The following is a 20,943-nucleotide window of genomic DNA, read 5'->3' as shown; positions in this document are numbered from 1 at the left end:
ATGATGCCGAACTCTTCGTCACGATTCCGCATCGCAACATCACATCGATTATGAACCTGTCCGCCACCTAAATCGGGTCTCGTTGGGAATTGCCGCCTTGCTTGCGCACACCGGATTTGGCCGGCAGCTGCGGGAGGCAGCTGCATCGCCATCCTGAGCGCGTCACATCTTTGCGATTTGGGACGGAGCGACTGAAGGCTTGGCATCGTCTTTGCTTATCCCATTCCCATCTCGCACTTGCGAAATAATCAGATTTCCAATCCGCCGAAGCAAGGTTGCGCCCTGCTTCCACCAACAATGAGGACTTGCTATGGGTGATCTATTAAAAGGTATCTCGAACTTCCGCGGTGCCGTCTTCCCGAACTATCAGGCACTTTACCAGAAGCTTGCGCAAGAGGGACAGCAGCCGCACGCCTTGATGATTTCGTGCGCCGACAGCCGGGTTCTGCCTGAAACAATTACGCAATCAGGACCAGGTGAGCTGTTCGTATGCCGTAATGCCGGAAATATCGTTCCACCGTTTTCCACCGCAAATGGTGGCGTTTCATCAGCAATCGAATATGCCGTCGTAGCACTCGCGGTTCGTGACATCATCGTCTGCGGCCATTCCGATTGCGGCGCGATGAAAGGACTATGCCGTCCCGATTTGCTGAAATCCATGCCGAACGTGGCCGCATGGCTGAAGCACGGCTATGCTGCCCACTCGATCGTTTGCCAAGCCTATCCGGCCGATCTGCCCGAACGCCAAAAAATCCGCGCCATCGCTATGGAGAACGTAATTGTTCAGCTTGATCACCTTCGCACACATCCTTCCGTCGCAGCCAAACTAGCGACCAATGACGTAACGCTGCACGGTTGGTTCTTCGATATCGAAACAGGCGAGGTGGAGGTTTACGATGGGTCGGCCGCTCGCTTCACGAAGATACGCGAGGACGGGCCGTTACCCGCCGCAGTCACTGGCCGGAATCGTCCGCAAGTCGCAGCCGCGATTGCAGCGGAGTAGTGCGATGACCAATAGTAACTTCGTTTTTTCGCGCGACTTTGCTGCGTCGCTTGTCGTTTTTCTCGTTGCCATCCCGCTTTGCCTTGGCATCGCGGTTGCCTCGGGCGTGCCTGTTGCCATGGGCCTCATATCAGGCATCATCGGCGGCATTGTGGTCGGCTTGCTGGCGGGCTCGCCGCTACAAGTATCAGGGCCTGCTGCTGGTCTGGCGGTGGTTGTCTTCGGCTTTGTCGAACAACATGGAGTCGCGATGCTGGGGCCGGTCCTGATCGTCGCTGGGCTTCTGCAGGTCCTTGCCGCGTTCCTGAAGATCGGTTCATGGTTTCGGGCAATCTCGCCTGCTGTCGTTCACGGTATGCTCGCCGGTATCGGCATTCTGATTATCCTCGGACAAATCCACGTTCTGATGGGGGCCAAACCCGCTGCCGGCGGAATCGAGAACGTCGTGGCGATGGAGCGAACATTCGGACATCTTTGGGGACGCGGTTTGACGAGTGAAGCCGCAGACTTGCTTGTAGGGCTGATATCCCTGCTTGCGATGATCGGTTGGGAAAAATTCAGGCCAAAGCGGCTGAAGCTGGTGCCTGGTGCGCTGGTGGGCGTTGCGACCGGAACCATATTGACGGCCGCAATGCGGCTGCCGATTGCCAGGGTCGAGGTTCCCGCATCTCTGGCAAACAGCATTTCATTGCCGACGATGGAAAGTTTCGCAAATATGGCTCATCCGGGGATTGTCGTCACAACTTTGGTGATTGCGGTCATTGCCAGTGCGGAATCATTGCTGTCGTCCGCGGCTGTCGACCGAATGCATGACGGGGTCAGCACGCGCTTCAACAAGGAGCTTTTGGCGCAGGGCATTGGCAATGGACTCTGCGGTCTGCTCGGGGGCCTGCCGATCACTGGCGTTATCGTGCGCTCATTGGCAAATATTCAAGCTGGGGCGCACACACGGGCATCGGCTGTCCTGCATGGCGTTTGGATTCTCGGTCTTGTGGTGTTTCTGCCGCAATTGCTTTCCATGGTGCCTCTGACGGCGCTGGCAGCGGTATTGCTCGTTACGGGGTGGCGGCTGATCAGCCTTCAGCACGTGCGCATTCTCTTCGATCATCACGGTTGGGTTCCGGTGGGCATTTGGATTGCGACCGTTACCATGGTCGTACTTCAAGACTTGCTCGTTGGCGTGGCACTAGGTTTGACGCTTTCGATTCTTGAGGTCCTTCCTTATCTACGACGCAAGCTTGCTATCGATCGATTGGAAGAGGCTGAGACAGTTCATCTGACCCTTGCCGGCGTTGCGACTTGCAAGGATGTTCCGGCACTCCTCAATACTTTAGAAACGCTGCCAGCTGATTGCAAAGTCCGGATCGCCGGCGGCGATCTGCATTATGTTGACCATACCTGCGCAGAAACATTGCGCGATTGGCTAAAGCGGCAGAAAAAAGTGGGCCGCACGGTCGATATTCAGCATCCGCCCACCGGCCGTCATCCCCGGTTGGTTCCGATCTTTAAGCGATTGACGGCCGAGATTGCCTAAACGGCAGGGATGCATCGCAAGGACTGCTTAGCAGACGGATGGGCGAAAACATTTTCGGCCATCCGGACGTCATGTGGTGATCAACCGGCTCGGAATGTATCATTCAGAGAGCCTGGCGATGTTTCCGTCGAGGTTTTTAGGATCTATCTGCGCTGGCCGACTGGAAAGCAGCGACTGTGTTGTATCTGGTTTCGCGCAATGCCGCGCTGCAGTGGTATTGCGTCGAAACGGGCTCATGGTCCATCCGAGACCCTTTGCAGAGCGATGGTTCCTGCGTTCTTCGGCAAATAGCGCCAGGGGTCGGCTGGCTTTGTTGCCGGCAAGCCATTCCATCCTTCCCACATGCCTCGACGAGGCGCCTCAGACTGCCCGTGTCGGATTTCTGACAATCCCGACAATGATCGCCATGACGAACCGTGGTGCTTCCTACAAACTCACTATGCGAACGAGGGAACGCTATTTCGGATCCAGCTGCCGGTCTCTTGAATTACACAGTCAACCAAGCTTTCGGATCGCCGACGAGACAGCAACGCAGATCGGCAGCTATTTGGTCATCGGGCCTATGCCCATCGCACCATCAGCATTGCCGATAACGTCTCGTCGCATCTCGGGTATATGCTCTGACACGTCCCAAACGAGGTCAGGCGGCAGACCACACTTTGACGGCAAGGCGCTTGAACTCGCGAACGCCAAACGCGCCGCGCTCACGAGCCTTTGACCTTGACGAGGCCAATCGTATCTGGATATCCACATCGGATGCTTCCCACATCTCGCGCCGTTCGAGAGTGGCATTATCGAGCCGCACCGGCACGTTATCGCAGCCTGCGGCTTGCTTGCTTTGCATGATTGCCGAAGGCCCGACCCTTGATCTGGATATGCTGCTTGCTGCCATCTGCGGTACGACGAATGGCGTCGTAGCCGACAGTGCGTGACGGCACGAGTTCAGCATCCTATAGCCGAGCCGTGCCAGCCGTTCCGCCAAGGCGTCAGTTTGCCATTTATGCACCGGCAGGCAATCGTGAGCGTCGTGCTTTGACTACCGCATAGGCGATTGCGAGTAAGACGAACCAAAGCGGCGTGACCTTCAAGGCGATGGCCGTATCGGGCTTCTGCGCCAACGCCCATAGGATGAAGATGAAGAAGCCGAAGACCATCGCGACAGCCGCACGTCCGCCGGGCATTTTGAAGGTGGACTTTTCGTGCAAGTCAGGCCGCTTGCGGCGATATTGCAGGTAAGATGCCAGAATGATCGACCAAATAAAGATGATAAGCACCGCCGAAACCGTGGTGACGATGGTGAAGGCCTCGATAATACTATCTCCGACATAAAGCAGTACGACGCCCGCCAGTAGGAAGATGCACGAGAAGAACAGCGCATTTACCGGCACTTTCCGCTGGTTCAACTTGCCGAACAGGCTCGGCGCCAGTCGGAAAGTCGCAAGCCCGTAGACCATGCGCGATGTCGAATAGATGCCTGAGTTGGCACTTGATGTCGCCGAGGTCAGTACGACGAAATTCACAACATGCGCGGCAATGCCAAAGCCAGCGAGCGAGAACATGGAAACGAACGGGCTCGAATTCGGATCGACTTGATTCCATGGGATGACTGTAAGGATGACGAATAGGGCACCGAGATAGAAGAGAGCGACGCGGACCGGAATCGAGTTGATCGCCTTTGGCAGGTTGCGGACGGAATCTTTGGTCTCCGCCGCGGTCATTCCAACGAGTTCGATACCTGCGAAAGCAAACACCGCAATCTGGAAACCGGCAACGAAGCCGTGGAACCCGTTCGGAAAGAAGCCGCCATGTTGCCAAAGATGCGAGACGGATGCCGTGCTTCCGTTGGGCAGCCTGAAGCCTGTGGAAAGCATATAGGCGCCAGTAATGATAAGCGACACGATCGCGAGGATCTTGATGAGTGCGAACCAGAATTCAATTTCGCCGAAATTGCGAACGGTAGGCAGGTTGAGGGCGAGAAGCGTGAATATCAAGCCAAGCGCCGGTATCCAAAGCGCCAGTTCAGGGAACCAAAACGCCACATAGCTGGAAACGGCAACAACATCGGCCACGCCGGTCACGATCCAGCTCAGCCAATAGGTCCAACCGGTGAAAAACTGAGCCCAGGGGCCGAGATAATCCCCGGCGAAATCCGCAAACGAGCGATATTCCAGGTTGGAAAGCAGGATTTCCCCGAGCGCACGCATGACGAAGAAAAGCATGAAGCCGATGACCGCATAGACGAGCAAGATCGAAGGACCGGCGAGCGAAATGGTCTTTCCTGATCCCATAAAAAGACCGGTGCCGACCGCGCCTCCGATAGCGATAAGCTGGAGGTGCCGGTTGGAAAGATGGCGTGCAAGATGAGCATCCTCTTTTCGATGCGAATCTGCAGCGTTCCGCGGTGCGATATTCATCGAGACCCTTTCGTCGTTGATGATCGACATACTCTGGGCGCCGGCGGCAACGTCACCCAGAGACAGCTGGCCTGAGCGCCCTGTCGGTAAGGTTACTGAGAGGCAGTGTGAGCAAGGCATTGCTGAAGCGACAGACGGTGAGACGTGTGTCTCCCGCTAAGCATGCTTGAATGCCAAAACTGCGTTCGTGCCGCCCATTGCGAAGGCGTTGCTTAGTGCTACGCGCACCTTTCGCTCGCGCGGCACATTGGGGGTAATGTCAAGATTGCAATCGGGGTCTGGTACACGATAATTTGCTGTCGGCGGCACCACGCCCTCCCGGAGAGCCATCACACAGGCGATCATTTCGAGCGCGCTCGACGCGCCAAGGCAATGCGCATGCATGGACTTGGTTGAAGAGACGGACAACGAGCGGGCATGATGACGGAAGACGCGATTGATCGCCGCAGTTTCTATCGGATCATTGGCCTTGGTGCCCGTGCCATGAGCATTTAGATAGTCCACATCCTCTGCATTCAGCCGTGCATCAGATAGGCAGGCGCGCATCGCGGCCATCGGCCCTTCGACACTGGGCGCAACGATGTCGAATGCATCGGCGGAAAGACCAGCGCCGGCGACCTCAGCAAGAATTTTGGCATCGCGCCGTGCAGCATGCTCGTAACTTTCCAGTACGGCCATGCCCGCGCCCTCACCCAATACCAAACCCTTTCGATCGGCCGAGAAGGGCCTGCATGTATCTGATGAAAGTACGCGCAGTGCTTCCCACGACTTCAGGACACCCCATATGAGCGGCGCATCGCTGCCGCCGGCGACCATCGCGTCGGCGCGGCCAAGTCTAATCTGATCCACAGCCGATGCGATGGCATGGTTGGCCGAGGCACAGGCGGACGCAATACCGAAGACCGGCCCTCGCAAACTGAGGTTCATGCTGACCTGTGCGGCAGCCGCACTCGGCATGACCTTCGGTGCAGTGAGAATGGCAGCCCGGCGAACGCCCTCTAAAAGGAGAGCACGGTAGTTTGTTTCAATCGCATCCCAGCCGCAAATGCCCACACCTACAGCTGCGCCGATACGATGAGTGTTTTCTTCGTCAACGGAGAGTTCGGCCTGCTTAGCGGCTTCGCGTGCGGCAATTACGGCAAGTAAGCTGAAGCGATCCATGGAGGCGGATTGCTTCGGGTCAATGCCATGCTCCGGCAGCACCTTGATCTCGGCCCCAATCGTGCCGTTCAACTCATGAAGTTCTGAATTGGTGATGGGGCTAATCGCGGAACGTCCTTCGCGCATAGCTTTCCAGATGGCGGCGACGTTGGTCCCGAGCCCGCACAGCCCACCAATTCCCGTGATAACGACGCGCCTATCCATTCAAACCTCCTTTGCGATCAGAGCGCGGACGGCTTCCACCAGATCGCCGACAGTTTGAAGATTTGCCCAGGCTTCGGTCGTATTGAGCTCGATGCCAATTCCATAGGTCTCCTCTAGATCCCATAGTAGTTCCGTCAGGTCCAACGAATCGAGACCCAGCGAGGCAAGTTCAGTTGCAGTCGTAATTTTGTTTTCAGTTGGAGAGGACTCAGTGCCGTTAGCTGCGGCTTTTTTCTTGATCATTACGATGACGTTGTCTGCGATTTGATCGGGCATCTTGTCTCCTATCGTTTTTGTTTCGACGCATGGGCGGCGCCAGGGTGCGCGTCACCTTCCCTCGTCACTGGAAGTTTTTGTCGAACATGCTCTAACGGGCCGCCCTGATCAGCTTTTCAGCTAGTTTTGTCTGACGAGCGATGATCTCTGATCCTTCATAGGAAAGGTGACCGCTGTCCCGGTAAAGGAATTTGCCGTCGATCTCGGTTTTGCACGTGGTGCCGTCGCAAAGAAAGTTGTGATAGGAAACCACCCCAACATCAGCCTTCAAGCCCACTTCGTTCAACAGCTCGAGCGTACGGGCGCGTCTCCGGCGGTATTCGCTGACATATATTTCGCAGCCGCTGTAGCGCCCAAGAATAATCGCTCCCCTCGCCTTCCGCTCAAGGCAATCGCCAATGTCGAAGTTTCCGACTGGCGGAGGAGCAACCACAACCACTCGCTTGCCCAAAGCGCGAACATCTTTGACGAGAGCCTTGATTCCCTCAACGGTTATATACAGAGAGGCCTCGTCATCGGTGAGGGTCTCACCGCTTCTCTTAAGCACCATAAATTGATTCGATACGGGGGTATCGAAAGGGCTTGAGATGGCCACCGTGCTGATCTCCGGCCGATTTCTCAAAATGGCCAGAACACGATCATTGAATGCAATGCAGTCCTCGCCGAAGGCACGGGAAAAGGGCGACGCTAACTCTTTGGAAACAGCAGCAACGCCAATGGCCGGGAAGCACCCGCTCATTGTGAGCTGAGCTAGTCCGGCTTCGCCGATTGTTTTGGCTAAGCCGGGAACCAGTGCCATGGCAAATGAATCGCCCCAGACCAGTAATTCAGGTTTGCTTGTCGTCTGGCAGCTCTTCGGGACGTCCTGAGGAGGCGGACCCGGTTTGAAATCACATTCTCTTCCCAGACCGTAGTTGATCCGCCGGACTGTGGCAAAATCAAACTTTCTCTCGGTTGTGGCAATGGCAACAGAGGGCGAGAAGGCGAGAAGAATCGACGCGGCGGCCAATCCTGAGACCAGCCGGACGCGAGACATCACGTATCCACGCCGGAATGGCTCCTCCACGAACGAGTAAAGCCCCAAGCTTCCAATAAATGAGAAAGCAACGGCCGCATAGATCGCAAGCGCCGGAGGCTCCGCCAGCCAAACAGCTCTCACATAGACAAGTACGGGCCAGTGGATCAAATAGAGTGAGTAAGAGACGTCCCCGATCCTAGCCATGCCTCGCACCATCACATTGTCCTGGGTGGGCGCAAGCAGGAGGGCCAGAGTTGCAAGGCAAATCAAAGCGGCATCCACGACGGGATGTGCGAGGCCCGTCGGGGCAAGGAGGAGAACCGCGAGGGCGGGAAGACGCAGCTTCATAAGCGCGGCAGACACCAAGGGTCTGGTGGGAAGCAATGCGCCAAGTGAACCAATGGCCATTTCCCAAGATCGGGTCGGCAGAAGGTAAAACACAGCAGATGGGTTCTGGGCGACCAGATAAAAACATAGAGCTAGGCTAGCGACAAGGAGCGTCGCAATTCCGATGAGCCACCATCTCCTCGGCGCCAAAGCCAAGAAGAGGGGCAGCAGCAGATAGTACTGTTCTTCAACGGAGAGCGACCAAAAATGCAAGAGGGGCATCGTTTCGGCGGCCGGGCCGAAATAGTCCACTTGGGACCAAAGAACGATGTTAGTGGAAAATGTGAGCGCCCCTATGACCTGATTACGGAACTCCCGCAGCCCGACGTCCGACAGCAAAAATGGCGCGGCGACCGTCGTAAGCGCAATGACGACGTAGGCCGCCGGCAACAGACGCTTCGCACGTCGGTAATAGAATTCCGAAAAGCTGAACCGCGATTGCTCAAGCTGCGTCCGGATCAGTCTGGTAATCAAAAAGCCGGAAATCACAAAAAAAACGTCAACGCCCAGATAGCCAGCTGTAAACGGCCCAATACGTGCGTGATAGAGGACGACCAGCAAAACAGCCAAGCCACGCAAGGCTTGGATATCAGTTCGAAATTTTCGCGGCATTGAGTAGACCTGATGTAATTCTCAATCGATTGGATTAACTGAGGGCTCGACGGGAGGCTGCCATAAACTAGAACTGCCCTAAGCAAGGAAGCGATTGATCTGCTGCGGACTGGCCCTTGCCCGAAGAGGCCGCGTCTGATGCGCGCAACACGTCAAGGATTTCCTGTTTGCGATAAGGGTGAGGACGTCGATGCAATCGAACGGCGTCATAGCTCCGGCCCGTTCCGGTCGATCATCGCACCAGTCGGCCAATCGGCCATCGATCGTCCAATCGGCAAAACCGTAACCAGTGCGTCATCGATGCGCGTGGGCGGCTTGTCGAGACGCGGCTCTGGCAGCGTAGACCGTCCGCGCACGCCCGACAAAACCGTCATCGGGCCGTGCCGACCGAGCCTCTCAATATGCTTTTGCAACGCGGGTCGGACCGTGCCGAAAGCAAATGGCACGGCGAGCTCCTCCAGTATTGGCAGCACGGCGCGGATGGAATGGCTAATCCCCAGTCTTTCAGGATCGGTGCGCACCCCGTACAATCCCAATTCGGCGACGGGTAGGTCGACGGCCCCAACTTTGATGAATCGACGCAGCAATCCCATGTGAGCGGCGACACCACCAGAGTCATAGCCGATTGCCCGCAGCTCGGGTCTCGCTCCCGCCCAGCTTCGACTGCCCTCGAATGGTTTTGCGTTATAGAGGCCGGTAGGCCAATAGATCCTTCGAAAGAAGTCGGCAAGTTCGACGTGGTCGGCGAGCTCCAGCTCGTTTTCCCAGCATAGTTTCCACCGCACTTGCGAGCACATGCAAAGATCTCCGACTATTTCTTAAAACGGCTAACCGATGAAAGTCGCGATACCGAGGGCGCGTACAACGCATTCGCCAGCAGTCGATGCAGCCCCTATGCCAACAGGGTCCTCCTTGGCGTCAGGTTCCGATCTGTTGGGCCCTGTAACCAAGTACCTGTCCTTTCCTGAACCGCTTGGCGAAGCCATCAGTGGGCTTGACGTCAATCAAGCGACCCTCTTCTAATGGATCATACCGATCAATCCGTAAAATCGATTATTTGGATGCAACCCATTCAAATGACGGATGGATATCGCTTCGGAATGCCTTGACGTAAGCCCTTGTTGCGTTCGATGCGCTAACGACTGGAGCGTGGCTTGCACTGAGAGCATGGCCAGAGAATTCGATTATAATTGCGCTGGACGGTTATCCGCCAAATGTGCTGGCCATGGCGAGAATAAACGTCTAGACCGCTCAGTCATAAACAGGCGGGACGAATAATGGCAGAATACATCAACATCGATAATCGGGGTGACTTCGGTATCTGGGCCATCGAAGTCGCCAAGCGGATCGTCGGCGAACAAGGTTTTGACCTGGCCAAGGCCGCGCGTGATGAAACCGAAGAGGCTGTCCGGGAAGCAGGCAATGCTCTTGGACAGGCTATCACCAGTGCGCTCATGGAAGTCTATGACGGCCTCCTTGAAGGCGCGCCAGAATAGGCTGCACAATATTGGCAGTTTGGCGACTCGCCTCCGCAGATGCGCTGCGCCCAGCAGACACATTCAGTCTTGCATTGATCACTTGGCGTAACGCCGATCGGGAATTTCGTCGACATGTGCTTTCTTTTGTCCCGGATGCGCTTCAGTCGGCAGCGCAACAAGGCCGGACAATGGGATCACAATCGAAATCAGCTTACTGCTAACGGCGGATACTATGACCCACTCCGGCGATCGCCACCTGTGGCGTGATTGTACCTTGGAGACCGATCGCTGCTTAATCGGCCGAAGGAACTGACGCCCAGCATCCCGGCTCATCACTCTTGATCGGGCATTCGCCCTGTCATTACCGCGTGGCAGGCAATGACAGGGCGGGGCGCGCTGACGCGGATGGCATTGGTGCGCCAGCGACAAGGCGCACGGTCTATATCAGACAATCTGCCCTAGGGGGAACCCTGTTTGCGTAAAGAACGGTGGTCATAGCGGAAGCATGCCATGATCGGAAAAAGCTTCAATCGATCTGAACACGGAGCTGCGTCGCAAGGAATGGACACAGGCGACAACGCCGATAACGTCGATCGACCTCGAGCACTCAGCGACCTGTCATCCCGAAATCAAAATCAATTGCAGGACGTTGATATTGCTCAACGACACAGGAGAGCGAAGCGGTTAGGAAAATACTGAATCGGGCTGGGAGACGGCAATGCCGCAGACCTCATCTTGACAAAATGCAGCGAGGCGCAGCTGCGTTCGTACTTCAGTTATCCGACTGCGCCGCAGTTTCTCGGTTGCGAAAGCAGTTAGATCACTGTGGAGATCGACGCGCGGCATTCACGGCCGAGACAGCAAAGATCGCGATGACGATGCCGTTACGGAGATAGGTGGAGTATGAGCTACATCGTCAAAGAATTGTTCAAGACGCTTCAAGGCGAAGGCGCTCAAGCCGGACGTGCTGCTGTATTTTGCCGATTTTCGGGGTGCAATTTGTGGTCAGGTCGAGAGGAGGATCGGCACAAAGCACTTTGCCAGTTTTGCGACACCGACTTCGTCGGTACCGATGGCTACGGAGGCGGCAAATTTCAGGATGCGGCCTCACTAGCGGGTGCAATCGCCGCCACCTGGGGAAAGATAGAACGCAACCGATATGTGGTTTTCACAGGTGGCGAGCCGCTGTTACAGCTGGACGCAGCTCTCATCGGCGCCGTGCGTGCAGTCGGCTTTGAAATTGCAATTGAAACAAACGGTACAATGGAGCCGCCAAAAGGTATCGACTGGATTTGCGTCAGTCCAAAAGCTGGCGCGCCGCTGGAGCTTAGATCTGGGAGCGAACTTAAGCTCGTCTACCCGCAGGTCGATCTCTTTCCTGACGATCTCCCTGACGTCCATTTCGACCAATATTTCCTTCAGCCCATGGACGGGCCGGATCGAGTAAGGAATACCGCAGCGGTTACGGAGTTTTGTCTGCAGAACCCGCATTGGCGGCTCAGTCTGCAGACCCACAAAATGATCGGAATGCCATGAAAATCACTCAAGCGTTTACCTTCGAGGCCGCTCATCGTCTGCCGCATGTTCCGGCGGCGCACAAGTGCCATCGAATGCATGGCCATTCGTATCGGATCGAGCTCCAATTGGAGGGCGAGGTCGATCCGAATACGGGGTTCGTCGTTGATTTTTTTGATGTAGAAAAGGTCTTTGGACCAGTTATCGAGCAACTCGATCATCATACACTTAACGAGATCCCAGGATTGGAAAATCCGACCGCAGAGAACATCGCGGTTTGGATTTGGGAGAAGATCAAGCCTCTCGTCGGGCGAATGCGATCGATCAAGGTGTTCGAGACTCCCTTTTGTTGGGCGGAATATGACGGCAAGTGATAAGGAGCACTGAGGTGGCGGCGTCGTCTGCGTTGGTCTTATTTTCCGGCGGACAGGATTCGACAACTTGCCTGGCTTGGGCACTCGATCGATTCGAGCGCGTCGAGACGGTGGGTTTTGATTATGGCCAACGGCATAGGATTGAACTTAAGTGCCGCGAAACGCTTCGTACCAAAGTTGGCAAGATCAATGCGATGTGGTCGGAACGCCTCGGTGATGATCACAGGATTCCTCTTGCAGCCCTGGAGGATATCTCAAACAGCGCGCTAACAAGCAGTATGGCAATCGAAATGGCTGATACTGGACTTCCGAACACCTTTGTTCCGGGCCGCAATCTGATTTTCCTGACGGTTGCGGCAGCGCTCGCCTATCGTAGAGAGTTAGAACACATCGTAGGTGGAATGTGCGAAACCGACTTTTCCGGGTATCCAGACTGTCGCAACGATACGATGAAGGCCCTGCAGACTGCGCTTAATCTCGGAATGGAAAAGCGTCTGGTCTTGGACACACCGCTTATGTGGATCGACAAGGCACGGACTTGGCAGCTTGCCAAGGACCTCGGAGGCAAGGAACTCGTCGATACGATCATAGAGAACAGTCACACCTGCTACTTGGGGGTTCGGGGTGACCGGCACGAATGGGGTTATGGGTGCGGAATTTGCCCAGCTTGCGACTTGCGAGCAAAGGGCTACCGGACGTTTCTCGCGCAAGAAGTGCGCAATCTGGCAAAATCCTTACCGTCGAATCATGCTCAGGATGGCGGGTCGAAAGTCGATGACACCTGATGAGATCGCGGACGCGGGAATAGTTCAAGTGTCCCCCTACCCTTATCTCCAGTTCACCGCTTGACGAACATCGATGGCGGCTTTTCGAGCCGGGCTGCAGCGCAATCTTATCACCGCTTACGGTACTTCCGCTGATCATCTATCAAGCGAGAGCTCATGTCAGCGAGATCCAACCGCCCACCACAGTTTTTTGTTGCCGGCAAGCACGAGGCGGCATGCCCCTGATGCGTCTCCTCGTGTCGGAAGGGCCTTCGCCGTAGGTCGCTTTATACATTGCCGAGAACCGTCCGAAGTGAAAGAATCCCCATTTCAAGCAGATTTCTCTGGTAGAGTTCGCGTTGGTGGGATCAAGTAAATCCACCCGCGCGGCACGCAACCGAAGCCTCGCCAGATATGCGGCCGGCGTGGTTTCCCGAAAAGCCCGGAAGCCAAGTTGCAATGCGCGTATCGACACTCCGGCGGCTTCAGCGACCATCGGCATTCTGATCGGCTGACTGATATTGGCTTCCATAAACTCTATCGCGCGACGGACATGCTTGGGTGCAATCATGCAAGGCTGCCTGTCGAGCAGGTGGGAAAGCTTATGCGGCACCAGGCGCACTATGACGTCGGCCAGAGCTTGCGTGACGTGCGCCATCGCGACTGGGGATCGCACCGAGGGATCACGCAGGCCCTGCATGATAGTCTCTGCGAGTGAGCCAATCATTTGGCCAGCCGGTGTCGACATTTCTAATTCCGGCAGGAGATCCAACGAGCCGCTGAATGGCGTTTCGAAGGTTCGATCAAGCGTTTCGAGAACGACGTTCCAGTTGAGCAAAAGCTCGTCGATGATGTTCGATCGGCCGTACATCATGACGCTTTCCGCCTCGAGATTGTTATAGAGAAGCAACTTTCCATCGCGGGCGACGGCCTCGCGCGAGCCGGAGGCCACCCCCATACCACCATTGCGTGGCAGCACGATCGACAAATGCGGCACGGCGCTGGCGGTAGGTTGAACTTGAAACTGAAACTCGTGTCGGTGAAACCCCCTGATCACCGTTGCACAATCAAAGGTCGAAAAATCAAGACTCCATTGGAAGTCATCGACCTGGCTGACAAGCTCGGCCCTATATTCGCCAAAGGCGGCACCGAGTGTTTCGATCATGCCATCAAACGTCGATCCATCGCGTCTAAATGTCAAATGTGGGTCGCTACTTTGCGACATCCGGCCCAGGTCTCTTGCGGTTACTGTTTGCATATTACATTTCTTCTGTTTGCTATGATTTGCGGTTGTCGCCGCCGATGAAGGGTCCGGCTCGTCGTCCAGCTCAGCTGCCGTGAGCGCTTGGGACATCCACCAGGTGTTGGCCGAAATGGCTTACTCGAACGTGTCAACGATCTCGTATTGGCACACCACTGCAAGCTCAGCTTCGTTCCGTCTCCTAAATACCGTGTTCGCGTGACATTGAAGAATTTGCTAGCCGGCACGCCTCCTGCCGCATTATCTCTCGCATCCAGATACTTGCCGGATCGTTTTCATGGGAGGTCGGCCACTGGATACCCTCAGTGAAGGCCGGAAGAGGTATAGGATTTTCCACAATCCGTAGTGGCATTGATGTTTCAAAGTGCTTCACCAACCGCAGAGGCATAATTGCGAGCCTGTCGGTGCCCAGAAGCGCGGCCGGCACCAAGCCAAAACCTTGAACGGCCACTTCGATACGTCTTTTGATGCCACGTTCCAACAAATAAAAGTCCTCAATGGACTGCTGCTGGCCAAGCCCAAACCTAGCCGAAACGTGACCCATCGACATATAGTCTCTGACCGTAAGATGACCAGTTAGTTTTGTGTTCGTGGCACAGCCGACGGACACGAACTTTTCGTCGAACAGCTTCGCTCTGGGGTGCGCACTCGACATGAACAATTCCGGAAGAATTAGAAAATCGGCTCTTCCCCGCCGCAGAAGCAGATCCGGATTGTCCGTTAGCGGAAGCAACTCAAAACTAACTGCGGGAGCTTCGCGCGCGAGACGCTCTATGATATTTCGAAAGAAAACAGTCGTCATGAAATCGCAAAGCGCAATCCTGAAGTGTCGCTCCGGTTCGTCTGGAGCGAACCCGGCGCCAGAAACAATGGTGAGTTGAATGTGTTGTAATGCCTCGCGGACTGCTGAGGCGAGGCCTTCCGCACGTGGCGTGAGAACAAGTTCTCGGCTCTGCATCGTAAACAGATCATCGCGGAAATAGTTGCGCAGTCGGCGGACAGCGGCACTCATTGCCGGCTGACTGAGATTGATGCTGCGCGCCGCCGCTGTAAGGTTGCGTTCAGTCACCAAAGCGTCCAATGCGACGAGAAGATTAAGATCAAGACCCTTGAAACGCATAAGCGGATTAACCTGGGAGCTGTTTGGAGCAGAAGAAGAGGAACAGTCGAGTTTAAACGTTGCAGGGCAGATCTGAGGCCCTGAAGTTTCAGGGCAAGGCGAAGGAGCATCGCAACGACTATTAAGTGCGTAATTCGGACATCTCTGGATTGAATTGACTAGTTTCGACTGTAGGGGAGCTGACCTTTTGGGCATTATGACCTGCCGCCGAGTGCCTGGCCTGACCTGGCCGGCGGGATCGCTCTGCCACCAAAATCGACTGGTATGACAAAGGCTCAGACCTCGTGAGGCTGCTGCCATCTGTTCGAAAAGGCGGCCATGCTCGAAACGGCCGGTGTCCCATCCGCGGCAATATCGGCCGACTATTCCTCGCGCCTGGTTTCGCACTCGGAGAATTCCGACCCGCCGGCGGCCTGTCCGGGCCGCTGATCTGGCTAAATTGATAGTGTTTGTTTGAAGAAGAGCTGAATTGTCGTTGCTCTTCGTTTCCGACCGTCACCATTTTGCAAGTACACCGTCTTGCGCTCTGGGGACATGTCCGGTGGATTCCGCCGTTCCCAAAATCCGGTTGAGGGAATTTCGATATATTATGGATATCCTGCGCGAAAAGCCACTTTTGGTTGCTGATTGGGTGGCCACCGGCTGGCTGAACCTTCGGGAGGCGACCGCGCCGGCCGCAAAGTCAAACAGGGCTGGGAGCGGCGGACTCGCAGAGAAGCTAAAATCGCGCATCTGCTAGGTGGTAAGGCCACGGTAAATAATGCAATCAGACGAACGTGAAGTCCCACCCTGCCAGATGCATATGGGCAAGATCGGCCACAGTGTGGGCACCAGTCAGGTGAACCAAATCGTCCACGCTGTTTTCCGAGTTGACATAGGCCAGGTTTTGCCAAAGAGGCTGTCGGCGTTCTCGCTCCCCCGGAAAAATTTTCCCATCGCAAATGCTCCTGGTGATGCAGCACTACAAACGCCGCGTGACGTCTACATTTTTCTCATCGGACATTGGGCATAATTGATTGTTTCGATTTATTGGCATCCACGCCACCGATGCATTCCCACGCACCTTGTTCTGCAGCAAAAATTTTTGAATTTGCCGCCACTTGTCGTGAAGAGCTCCATCGGGCGAAACGAGCCCCAAAATTCAGTTTGCTGAGATGTGGCCGCGGTCGTCGGCTTGGCCGATTAGCAAACCCTGAACGGTGGCCCATGGGGGCTTGAATCCAAATTGATCGCGTGGATGCATGTTATCCAAACAATCGATTTTGCGAATTGATTGTCGCGCTGCATTAGACGAGCCATCAATTGACGAAGATCAGGCCGTCGAGGGCACACGGGTGCTACGGGAAAGGATCAAAATGGGTCAAGAGGCCCCGCTCTGGAATGTGGTGCTGAAAGGGTCCGACTAGGCTACATTAAATCACCTGGTGATCGCCGCCTGCCTCTGTCTTTCACCAATCCTGGCGAGTGCCACTTGCTTGCGGCAATGGAAATACGGCGTCCCCCAGCGTGGAGGGCCAGCCGAGGATTGGGCGGTGTCCTTGGTTATGTTCGAAGGATTTTTCGTGCAGCTCGCTGAAGCAAATTCATCGGTTGGAATGTCGATCTTGGTGATACCAACGAGGCCTCCAGCCCCAGAGAAAGTGGCCTTGAGGGTCACTCAACCGATCCCGTAACAGAACCGGAGATGACACATGCGTCTTATACTTGCCACCGCGGCGGTACTTTCCACTCTCTCATTGCAGCAAGCTGACGCTGGCAGCGTAAACTGCGCACCGATCACCGACCAGCAGGTAGCCAAATTGTTCGACCGCTGGAACGCGTCGCTCAGAACGCGAGATTCCGAAAAGGTCGCCGCGAACTATGCGGAGAATGCGATCCTCCTGCCGACGCTGTCGAACACGCCGCGCCTGACGCACGAGCAGAGAGTCGCTTACTTTGACCATTTCCTCGAAAAGCAGCCGCAAGGATCGATCGACCTCCGGGTGATTAGGGTCGGCTGTAACACGGCAACGGACAGTGGCACGTATACCTTTACATTCGCCGATGGCACCAAAGTTCCCGCGCGTTACACCTATACGTATGAATTCATGGACGGAAAATGGCTAATCACAGCCCATCACTCCTCGATGATGCCTGAGAGGTAAGAGTGGCGATAGCACGTGCTGGCAAAGCGAGCGCGGCCGCACATTCGGTGAACCCAGCACATCATTCCAGGCCAGAACCTTCATCAACCATCACTTGTCTGATTTGCTCCGTCTTGGAAATCGAAATTCGCCAATTCGTCACCATGGCCTAGAACGTTAGCTTGAAACCGGCCGATAGGGTCAAGGCATATCTATCGTCGCCGTCGCAATGCCGCCATGACTGTCATTGCGTGCAATCGTCTTTTGGCATCCAGGGTGGAACAGCTCCTCTTGCGACTTCGATGATCCCTAGCTCCCAGAGCTTCAACGCAATTGGCATGACCTTTGCGGGCTAAAGGCGGCGGGAATTGTCGATTGGCGGTCGGAAAACCGAAATCATGATGCCTAGTGGCGAAAAACGCTTTCTATCGGCGCGGAATCCCATTTGATCGAAAGGAAGACGACGCATGAGATCTGGATATGGCAAGCTGGGCCGGAGGTGAAAGTAATTGCCGCTAGCGCCATCGACTCTCATCCAGCAAAAGTATGGCAAGGCCTCTTTGCCCTGGTATACGATCTACCCAACGATACAGGAGTTTTCTTCGGCAATCGGCGCCAAGACTTGTGAAGAATGGCTGAGGAACCTGCCACCTGATGACGCCATTTCGCTCTATCTTCACATTCCATTCTGCCGATCGATGTGCTGGTATTGTGGCTTTCCGACCAGCATCACTCGTCAAGATGCATTGATCCTCAATTATCTGGCAATGCTGCGTGAGGAGATCCGTTTGGTCGCGGAGCAAGTACCGCAGACACTTCCTGTGAGCGACGTGCACTTCGGTGGCGGATCCCCGACCATTATGCCGCCAGCGGAGTTCCTGTCCCTGATGAAACTCCTGCGCGGCCGCTTCGCGTTCAAGAATGCGGCTACCATCGCTATCGAGGTCGACCCACGCACCTTCACGAGCGAGATGGCCGACGCTCTGGAAGTGGCCGGTGTGAAGCGCGCAAGCGTCGGCGTGCAGAGCTTCGATCCCATTGTCCAAAAAGCCATCAACCGGGTCCAGAGTGAGACGCAAGTGATGGCTGCCGTCAAAACCCTGCGCCTGCATGGAGTAAGCCGCATCAATTTCGACCTGATGTTTGGTCTGCCGCGTCAAACACTGCAATCCTGTGTCCAGAGCGCCGTGCTCGCAGTTGCAATGCGCCCCGACCGGCTCGCAGTTTTCGGCTATGCGCACGTCCCATCTTATCGAAAAAATCAGCGCTTGATTGAGAAAGAAGCGCTACCGGATATCGCTGCCCGCGCTGAGCAGTCCTCGGTGATAGCCGATATCTTGGTTGCCGCCGGCTATCTCCAAATCGGGCTCGATCATTTCGCTTTGCCGGATGATGAGCTTGCGCTGGCGCAGAAAACCGGCCGCCTGCGGCGCAATTCCTTGGGCTACTCGGCCGATACATGCCAAACTGTGATCGGCCTCGGCGCGTCGGCCATCGGTCGTTTGGGCGAAGGTTATGTCCAAAACGAACCTACCCAAAGCGTTTATAACCGACACATTGCGGCCGGCCGCTTAGCGACGTCACGGGGCTATCGTCTTAGCGGCGAAGATGGAGTACGGAGCGCAATCATCGAGCACCTCATGTGCAACTTGGAGGCAGACGTGCCAGCGATCTGCACCGATCACGGATTTGACCCGATCGATTTGCTGAGTGAGCGGTTGGACACGCTTGCCGAGAACGGGATATTGGACATCGACAATGGTTTCATCCGTGTACGGCAAGAGGGTCGCTTCGCGCTTCGCGCTGTGGCCGCTGCATTCGACTCTTATCTTGACCGCTCCCCCCTCTGACCGGCCAAGCAGCAGGTGCGCAATAGGTTCGAAAATCGATCATAAGGGCTCGTTGAAGCGAATGGCTCTTAGTTCCGGCGCTATGATGCGAAGGCGATCGGCAAATCGATTTGCAAGACAAATAGCGGAAAAGCGTTTTCAGCAATCCGGCCGCGGCGTTGCGGTCAAACTCAAAGCGTGCAGGCAACGCGGATCCGACGCGGATAGATTGGCCGCACGCAGCCTGTTTGTGTCATTGCGATTTGGCTGTCCTTACCACGACGCGTCGCAATTCGATTTGGCGGCACTCATCATCCGCTGCATCGGATTGGGTCCAATGCTTTGGTGCGGCGCGTGCCTCTCGCTTTGCTCACCAGGACGTTATCTGTCTTCCCCGCCCGCTTTTTCTGACCAAATTTAAAATGATCGCTGAACGCGAAGCGCGCCGGCCCAACTGTCCACATTGATCCTGTCGTAGTTCACGTAGGATACTTCCGGCTCGATCTTCAGATCTCTGGTTACAAACCATTCGACATTCGACGCAGCTTGGAACGTCTTGTTGTCGGCGTAGGCGAACTGCGTGTTCCAGCTTAGCCTATCGTTGATCTTGACGGTGCTGCCGGTCCAGAGGGCCCAATCGCCGGTGCTTCCGGTCACGTCACCGTTCGCAAATTTGTTGATCTTGCTGCCGTCTGTATTCCAAGCCCCCATGAGAAATGCACCGAGTAGGCCGAAATCAGCATCGACACGAGCCTTGATTGCTCCTTCCTCCACAACGGAATCATAACCGCCGACAACTCTTAGCGACCAAGGACCGGCCTTGTAGCCAAGACCCACCACGGGGTCCGGCGCATAATGATCTGCACTGTTGGGGTTAAGGTTCGTCGAAAGACTGTCTTCAATCGAGACGACGCCGAAGATGCCGTTGCCACCGTCATAAAAATATGAAAGCTGGTTCAATTTAATGGGGCCGTTGCCGATCACATCCGGATTGATGACATTGCCGGCGTAGCCGATCCAATCATTATATTGTGAGCCGGCGCGGCCGATGAGGAAACCACCGAGCGAGATATGCGCCACGGGCAGGTCAGCACCCATCGTATTGCTGTCGTCCGTATAGTCGAACCGCAGAGTCGTCGTCGTCTTCAGCGGACCAAATTCGGTGTCTGTCGTCGCGTTGATATAGAGCTCGCTTCGCGTCAGCCAGGTGGTGCCGCTCGGCTCGACCGGGGCATAAGGGTTGTACGAAGATGCCTGCGTACGGACCATGCCGCCGAGCTGCATGCAGGTTTCAGCTCCCGGGATATAGAAATAACCCTTGCCATATGAATCGCAGATATGGACATATTCAACCGGTTCCGGCTCGAGAGCGACGACTCCATTAACAGCGGATACGGAAGGCGCGACCGAAAGTGATGCGATCGAGCCTAGAAGTAAGGATCTGATATTCACTGAAACTCCGATGTTTTAAGTCAACGCGCATCCTTCACGCGCCGCCAGGATGCGTGTCTTAAAATCGCCGTCGGGAAGAAAATCGTTATGGCATTCCAGCGACTCTTTGCCATAACTGATCAATCACGGGGCCTATTTTATATTTCTAGACGGGATAATCTCGGCCTCACTATTCTTTTGAGACAAGGGTATAATCCTTTCATTGCATCCGGAAATCTGACTGCAGGAGAAGACCTCGCCAAACAACACTGTGCTGACATTTCGACATCTGCGCTCAATTGTCTTTGATGATGAAGCGTCTGCAAATGACTGACAGCAATATGCGTGCCGTGGGAAAAACCCTTTATTTTACAATGCAACTCGGTCGAACCAGCTCACAGGGCCGTCTACCATTGTCACACATCAGACAAGCCTGAGC

Annotated in this window: 17 protein-coding genes; 8 read left to right on the top strand and 9 right to left on the bottom strand. The window is 55.4% G+C overall.

The annotated features are described in order from the left end of the window. The first annotated feature begins 310 nt into the window (after positions 1–310). Positions 311–1,003 (top strand): carbonic anhydrase, encoded by a 693-nt coding sequence (locus tag PY649_RS29060; RefSeq protein WP_120708897.1) that lies wholly within the window; start codon positions 311–313, stop codon positions 1,001–1,003. Between the two features lie 4 nt (positions 1,004–1,007). Beyond that, positions 1,008–2,537: a SulP family inorganic anion transporter gene (locus tag PY649_RS29055; protein WP_285872358.1), complete on the top strand. Its 1,530-nt coding sequence runs from the start codon at positions 1,008–1,010 to the stop codon at positions 2,535–2,537. A gap of 812 nt (positions 2,538–3,349) precedes the next feature. Here the strand turns inward: PY649_RS29055 and PY649_RS29050 are convergent. The 6 genes from PY649_RS29050 to PY649_RS29025 form a co-directional block, all read right to left on the bottom strand. Next, positions 3,350–3,475, bottom strand: a complete 126-nt coding sequence (locus PY649_RS29050) for a hypothetical protein (protein WP_285872357.1) — start codon at positions 3,473–3,475, stop codon at positions 3,350–3,352. Positions 3,476–3,535: 60 nt separating this feature from the next. Next, positions 3,536–4,951: an amino acid permease gene (locus tag PY649_RS29045; RefSeq protein WP_120709179.1), complete on the bottom strand. Its 1,416-nt coding sequence runs from the start codon at positions 4,949–4,951 to the stop codon at positions 3,536–3,538. 156 nt (positions 4,952–5,107) lie between these two features. Next, positions 5,108–6,316, bottom strand: coding sequence for a beta-ketoacyl-[acyl-carrier-protein] synthase family protein (locus PY649_RS29040; RefSeq protein ID WP_120708894.1), 1,209 nt, complete (start codon positions 6,314–6,316; stop codon positions 5,108–5,110). After that, positions 6,317–6,592, bottom strand: coding sequence for an acyl carrier protein (locus PY649_RS29035; protein ID WP_120708893.1), 276 nt, complete (start codon positions 6,590–6,592; stop codon positions 6,317–6,319). 91 nt (positions 6,593–6,683) lie between these two features. Next, complete coding sequence (locus PY649_RS29030) at positions 6,684–8,609, bottom strand: acyltransferase family protein (RefSeq protein WP_120708892.1); 1,926 nt, start codon at positions 8,607–8,609, stop codon at positions 6,684–6,686. 206 nt (positions 8,610–8,815) lie between these two features. Next, on the bottom strand, positions 8,816–9,406 hold the full coding sequence (locus PY649_RS29025) for a NodA family N-acyltransferase (protein ID WP_285872356.1): 591 nt from the start codon (positions 9,404–9,406) through the stop codon (positions 8,816–8,818). Positions 9,407–9,886: 480 nt separating this feature from the next. Between PY649_RS29025 and PY649_RS29020 the strand changes: the two genes are divergently transcribed. The 4 genes from PY649_RS29020 to queC all read left to right on the top strand — a co-directional run bounded on the left by PY649_RS29020 (position 9,887) and on the right by queC (position 12,761). Further along, a complete protein-coding gene (locus PY649_RS29020) occupies positions 9,887–10,105 on the top strand; it encodes a hypothetical protein (RefSeq protein ID WP_120708890.1) in 219 nt (72 codons plus the stop codon). Positions 10,106–10,990: 885 nt separating this feature from the next. Continuing rightward, complete coding sequence (gene queE, locus PY649_RS29015) at positions 10,991–11,623, top strand: 7-carboxy-7-deazaguanine synthase (RefSeq protein WP_285872354.1); 633 nt, start codon at positions 10,991–10,993, stop codon at positions 11,621–11,623. Beyond that, positions 11,620–11,976, top strand: a complete 357-nt coding sequence (gene queD / locus PY649_RS29010; protein WP_285872353.1) for a 6-carboxytetrahydropterin synthase QueD — start codon at positions 11,620–11,622, stop codon at positions 11,974–11,976. Before queE ends, queD begins: the two co-directional genes overlap by 4 nt. Before the next feature lie 14 nt (positions 11,977–11,990). Further along, complete coding sequence (gene queC / locus PY649_RS29005) at positions 11,991–12,761, top strand: 7-cyano-7-deazaguanine synthase QueC (RefSeq protein WP_285872352.1); 771 nt, start codon at positions 11,991–11,993, stop codon at positions 12,759–12,761. Positions 12,762–12,915: 154 nt separating this feature from the next. On the opposite strand, the gene PY649_RS29000 is transcribed toward queC, so the two are convergent. Both PY649_RS29000 and PY649_RS28995 read right to left on the bottom strand, forming a co-directional pair. Then, complete coding sequence (locus PY649_RS29000; RefSeq protein ID WP_285872369.1) at positions 12,916–13,965, bottom strand: helix-turn-helix domain-containing protein; 1,050 nt, start codon at positions 13,963–13,965, stop codon at positions 12,916–12,918. A gap of 217 nt (positions 13,966–14,182) precedes the next feature. Further along, positions 14,183–15,121 carry a LysR family transcriptional regulator gene (locus tag PY649_RS28995; RefSeq protein WP_285872351.1) on the bottom strand — a complete coding sequence of 313 codons (939 nt, stop codon included), beginning with the start codon at positions 15,119–15,121 and terminating at the stop codon, positions 14,183–14,185. A 1,691-nt stretch (positions 15,122–16,812) separates the two neighbouring features. On the opposite strand from PY649_RS28995, the gene PY649_RS28990 reads away from it, so the two are divergent. Beyond that, complete coding sequence (locus tag PY649_RS28990) at positions 16,813–17,265, top strand: SgcJ/EcaC family oxidoreductase (RefSeq protein WP_120708884.1); 453 nt, start codon at positions 16,813–16,815, stop codon at positions 17,263–17,265. A gap of 488 nt (positions 17,266–17,753) precedes the next feature. Further along, entirely contained in the window at positions 17,754–19,094 is a 1,341-nt protein-coding gene (gene hemN, locus PY649_RS28985) for an oxygen-independent coproporphyrinogen III oxidase (RefSeq protein WP_285872350.1), read from the top strand. A gap of 396 nt (positions 19,095–19,490) precedes the next feature. Here hemN and PY649_RS28980 read toward each other — a convergent pair whose 3' ends face one another. Continuing rightward, the gene (locus tag PY649_RS28980; RefSeq protein WP_285872349.1) at positions 19,491–20,525 is read right to left on the bottom strand and encodes a porin; all 1,035 of its coding nucleotides are present in this window, start codon (positions 20,523–20,525) and stop codon (positions 19,491–19,493) included. Positions 20,526–20,943: the final 418 nt, after the last annotated feature.

It is taken from the genome of Rhizobium mayense (assembly GCF_030272705.1).
Lineage (GTDB): Bacteria > Pseudomonadota > Alphaproteobacteria > Rhizobiales > Rhizobiaceae > Rhizobium > Rhizobium mayense.
Note: the sequence above shows the minus strand (reverse complement) of the source record. Positions and strands in the feature narration are given on the sequence as shown.

Excerpts from the sequence above, each read along its gene's own strand:
- queD (WP_285872353.1), top strand. The coding sequence starts at position 11,620 with ATGAAAATCACTCAAGCGTTTACCTTCGAGGCCGCTCATCGTCTGCCG.
- PY649_RS28990 (WP_120708884.1), top strand. The coding sequence starts at position 16,813 with ATGCGTCTTATACTTGCCACCGCGGCGGTACTTTCCACTCTCTCATTG.
- PY649_RS29020 (WP_120708890.1), top strand. The coding sequence starts at position 9,887 with ATGGCAGAATACATCAACATCGATAATCGGGGTGACTTCGGTATCTGG.
- PY649_RS29025 (WP_285872356.1), bottom strand. The coding sequence starts at position 9,406 with ATGTGCTCGCAAGTGCGGTGGAAACTATGCTGGGAAAACGAGCTGGAG.
- queE (WP_285872354.1), top strand. The coding sequence starts at position 10,991 with ATGAGCTACATCGTCAAAGAATTGTTCAAGACGCTTCAAGGCGAAGGC.
- PY649_RS29040 (WP_120708894.1), bottom strand. The coding sequence starts at position 6,316 with ATGGATAGGCGCGTCGTTATCACGGGAATTGGTGGGCTGTGCGGGCTC.
- PY649_RS28995 (WP_285872351.1), bottom strand. The coding sequence starts at position 15,121 with ATGCGTTTCAAGGGTCTTGATCTTAATCTTCTCGTCGCATTGGACGCT.
- PY649_RS29045 (WP_120709179.1), bottom strand. The coding sequence starts at position 4,951 with ATGAATATCGCACCGCGGAACGCTGCAGATTCGCATCGAAAAGAGGAT.
- PY649_RS29060 (WP_120708897.1), top strand. The coding sequence starts at position 311 with ATGGGTGATCTATTAAAAGGTATCTCGAACTTCCGCGGTGCCGTCTTC.
- PY649_RS29000 (WP_285872369.1), bottom strand. The coding sequence starts at position 13,965 with ATGTCGCAAAGTAGCGACCCACATTTGACATTTAGACGCGATGGATCG.
- PY649_RS29035 (WP_120708893.1), bottom strand. The coding sequence starts at position 6,592 with ATGCCCGATCAAATCGCAGACAACGTCATCGTAATGATCAAGAAAAAA.
- PY649_RS29055 (WP_285872358.1), top strand. The coding sequence starts at position 1,008 with ATGACCAATAGTAACTTCGTTTTTTCGCGCGACTTTGCTGCGTCGCTT.
- PY649_RS29030 (WP_120708892.1), bottom strand. The coding sequence starts at position 8,609 with ATGCCGCGAAAATTTCGAACTGATATCCAAGCCTTGCGTGGCTTGGCT.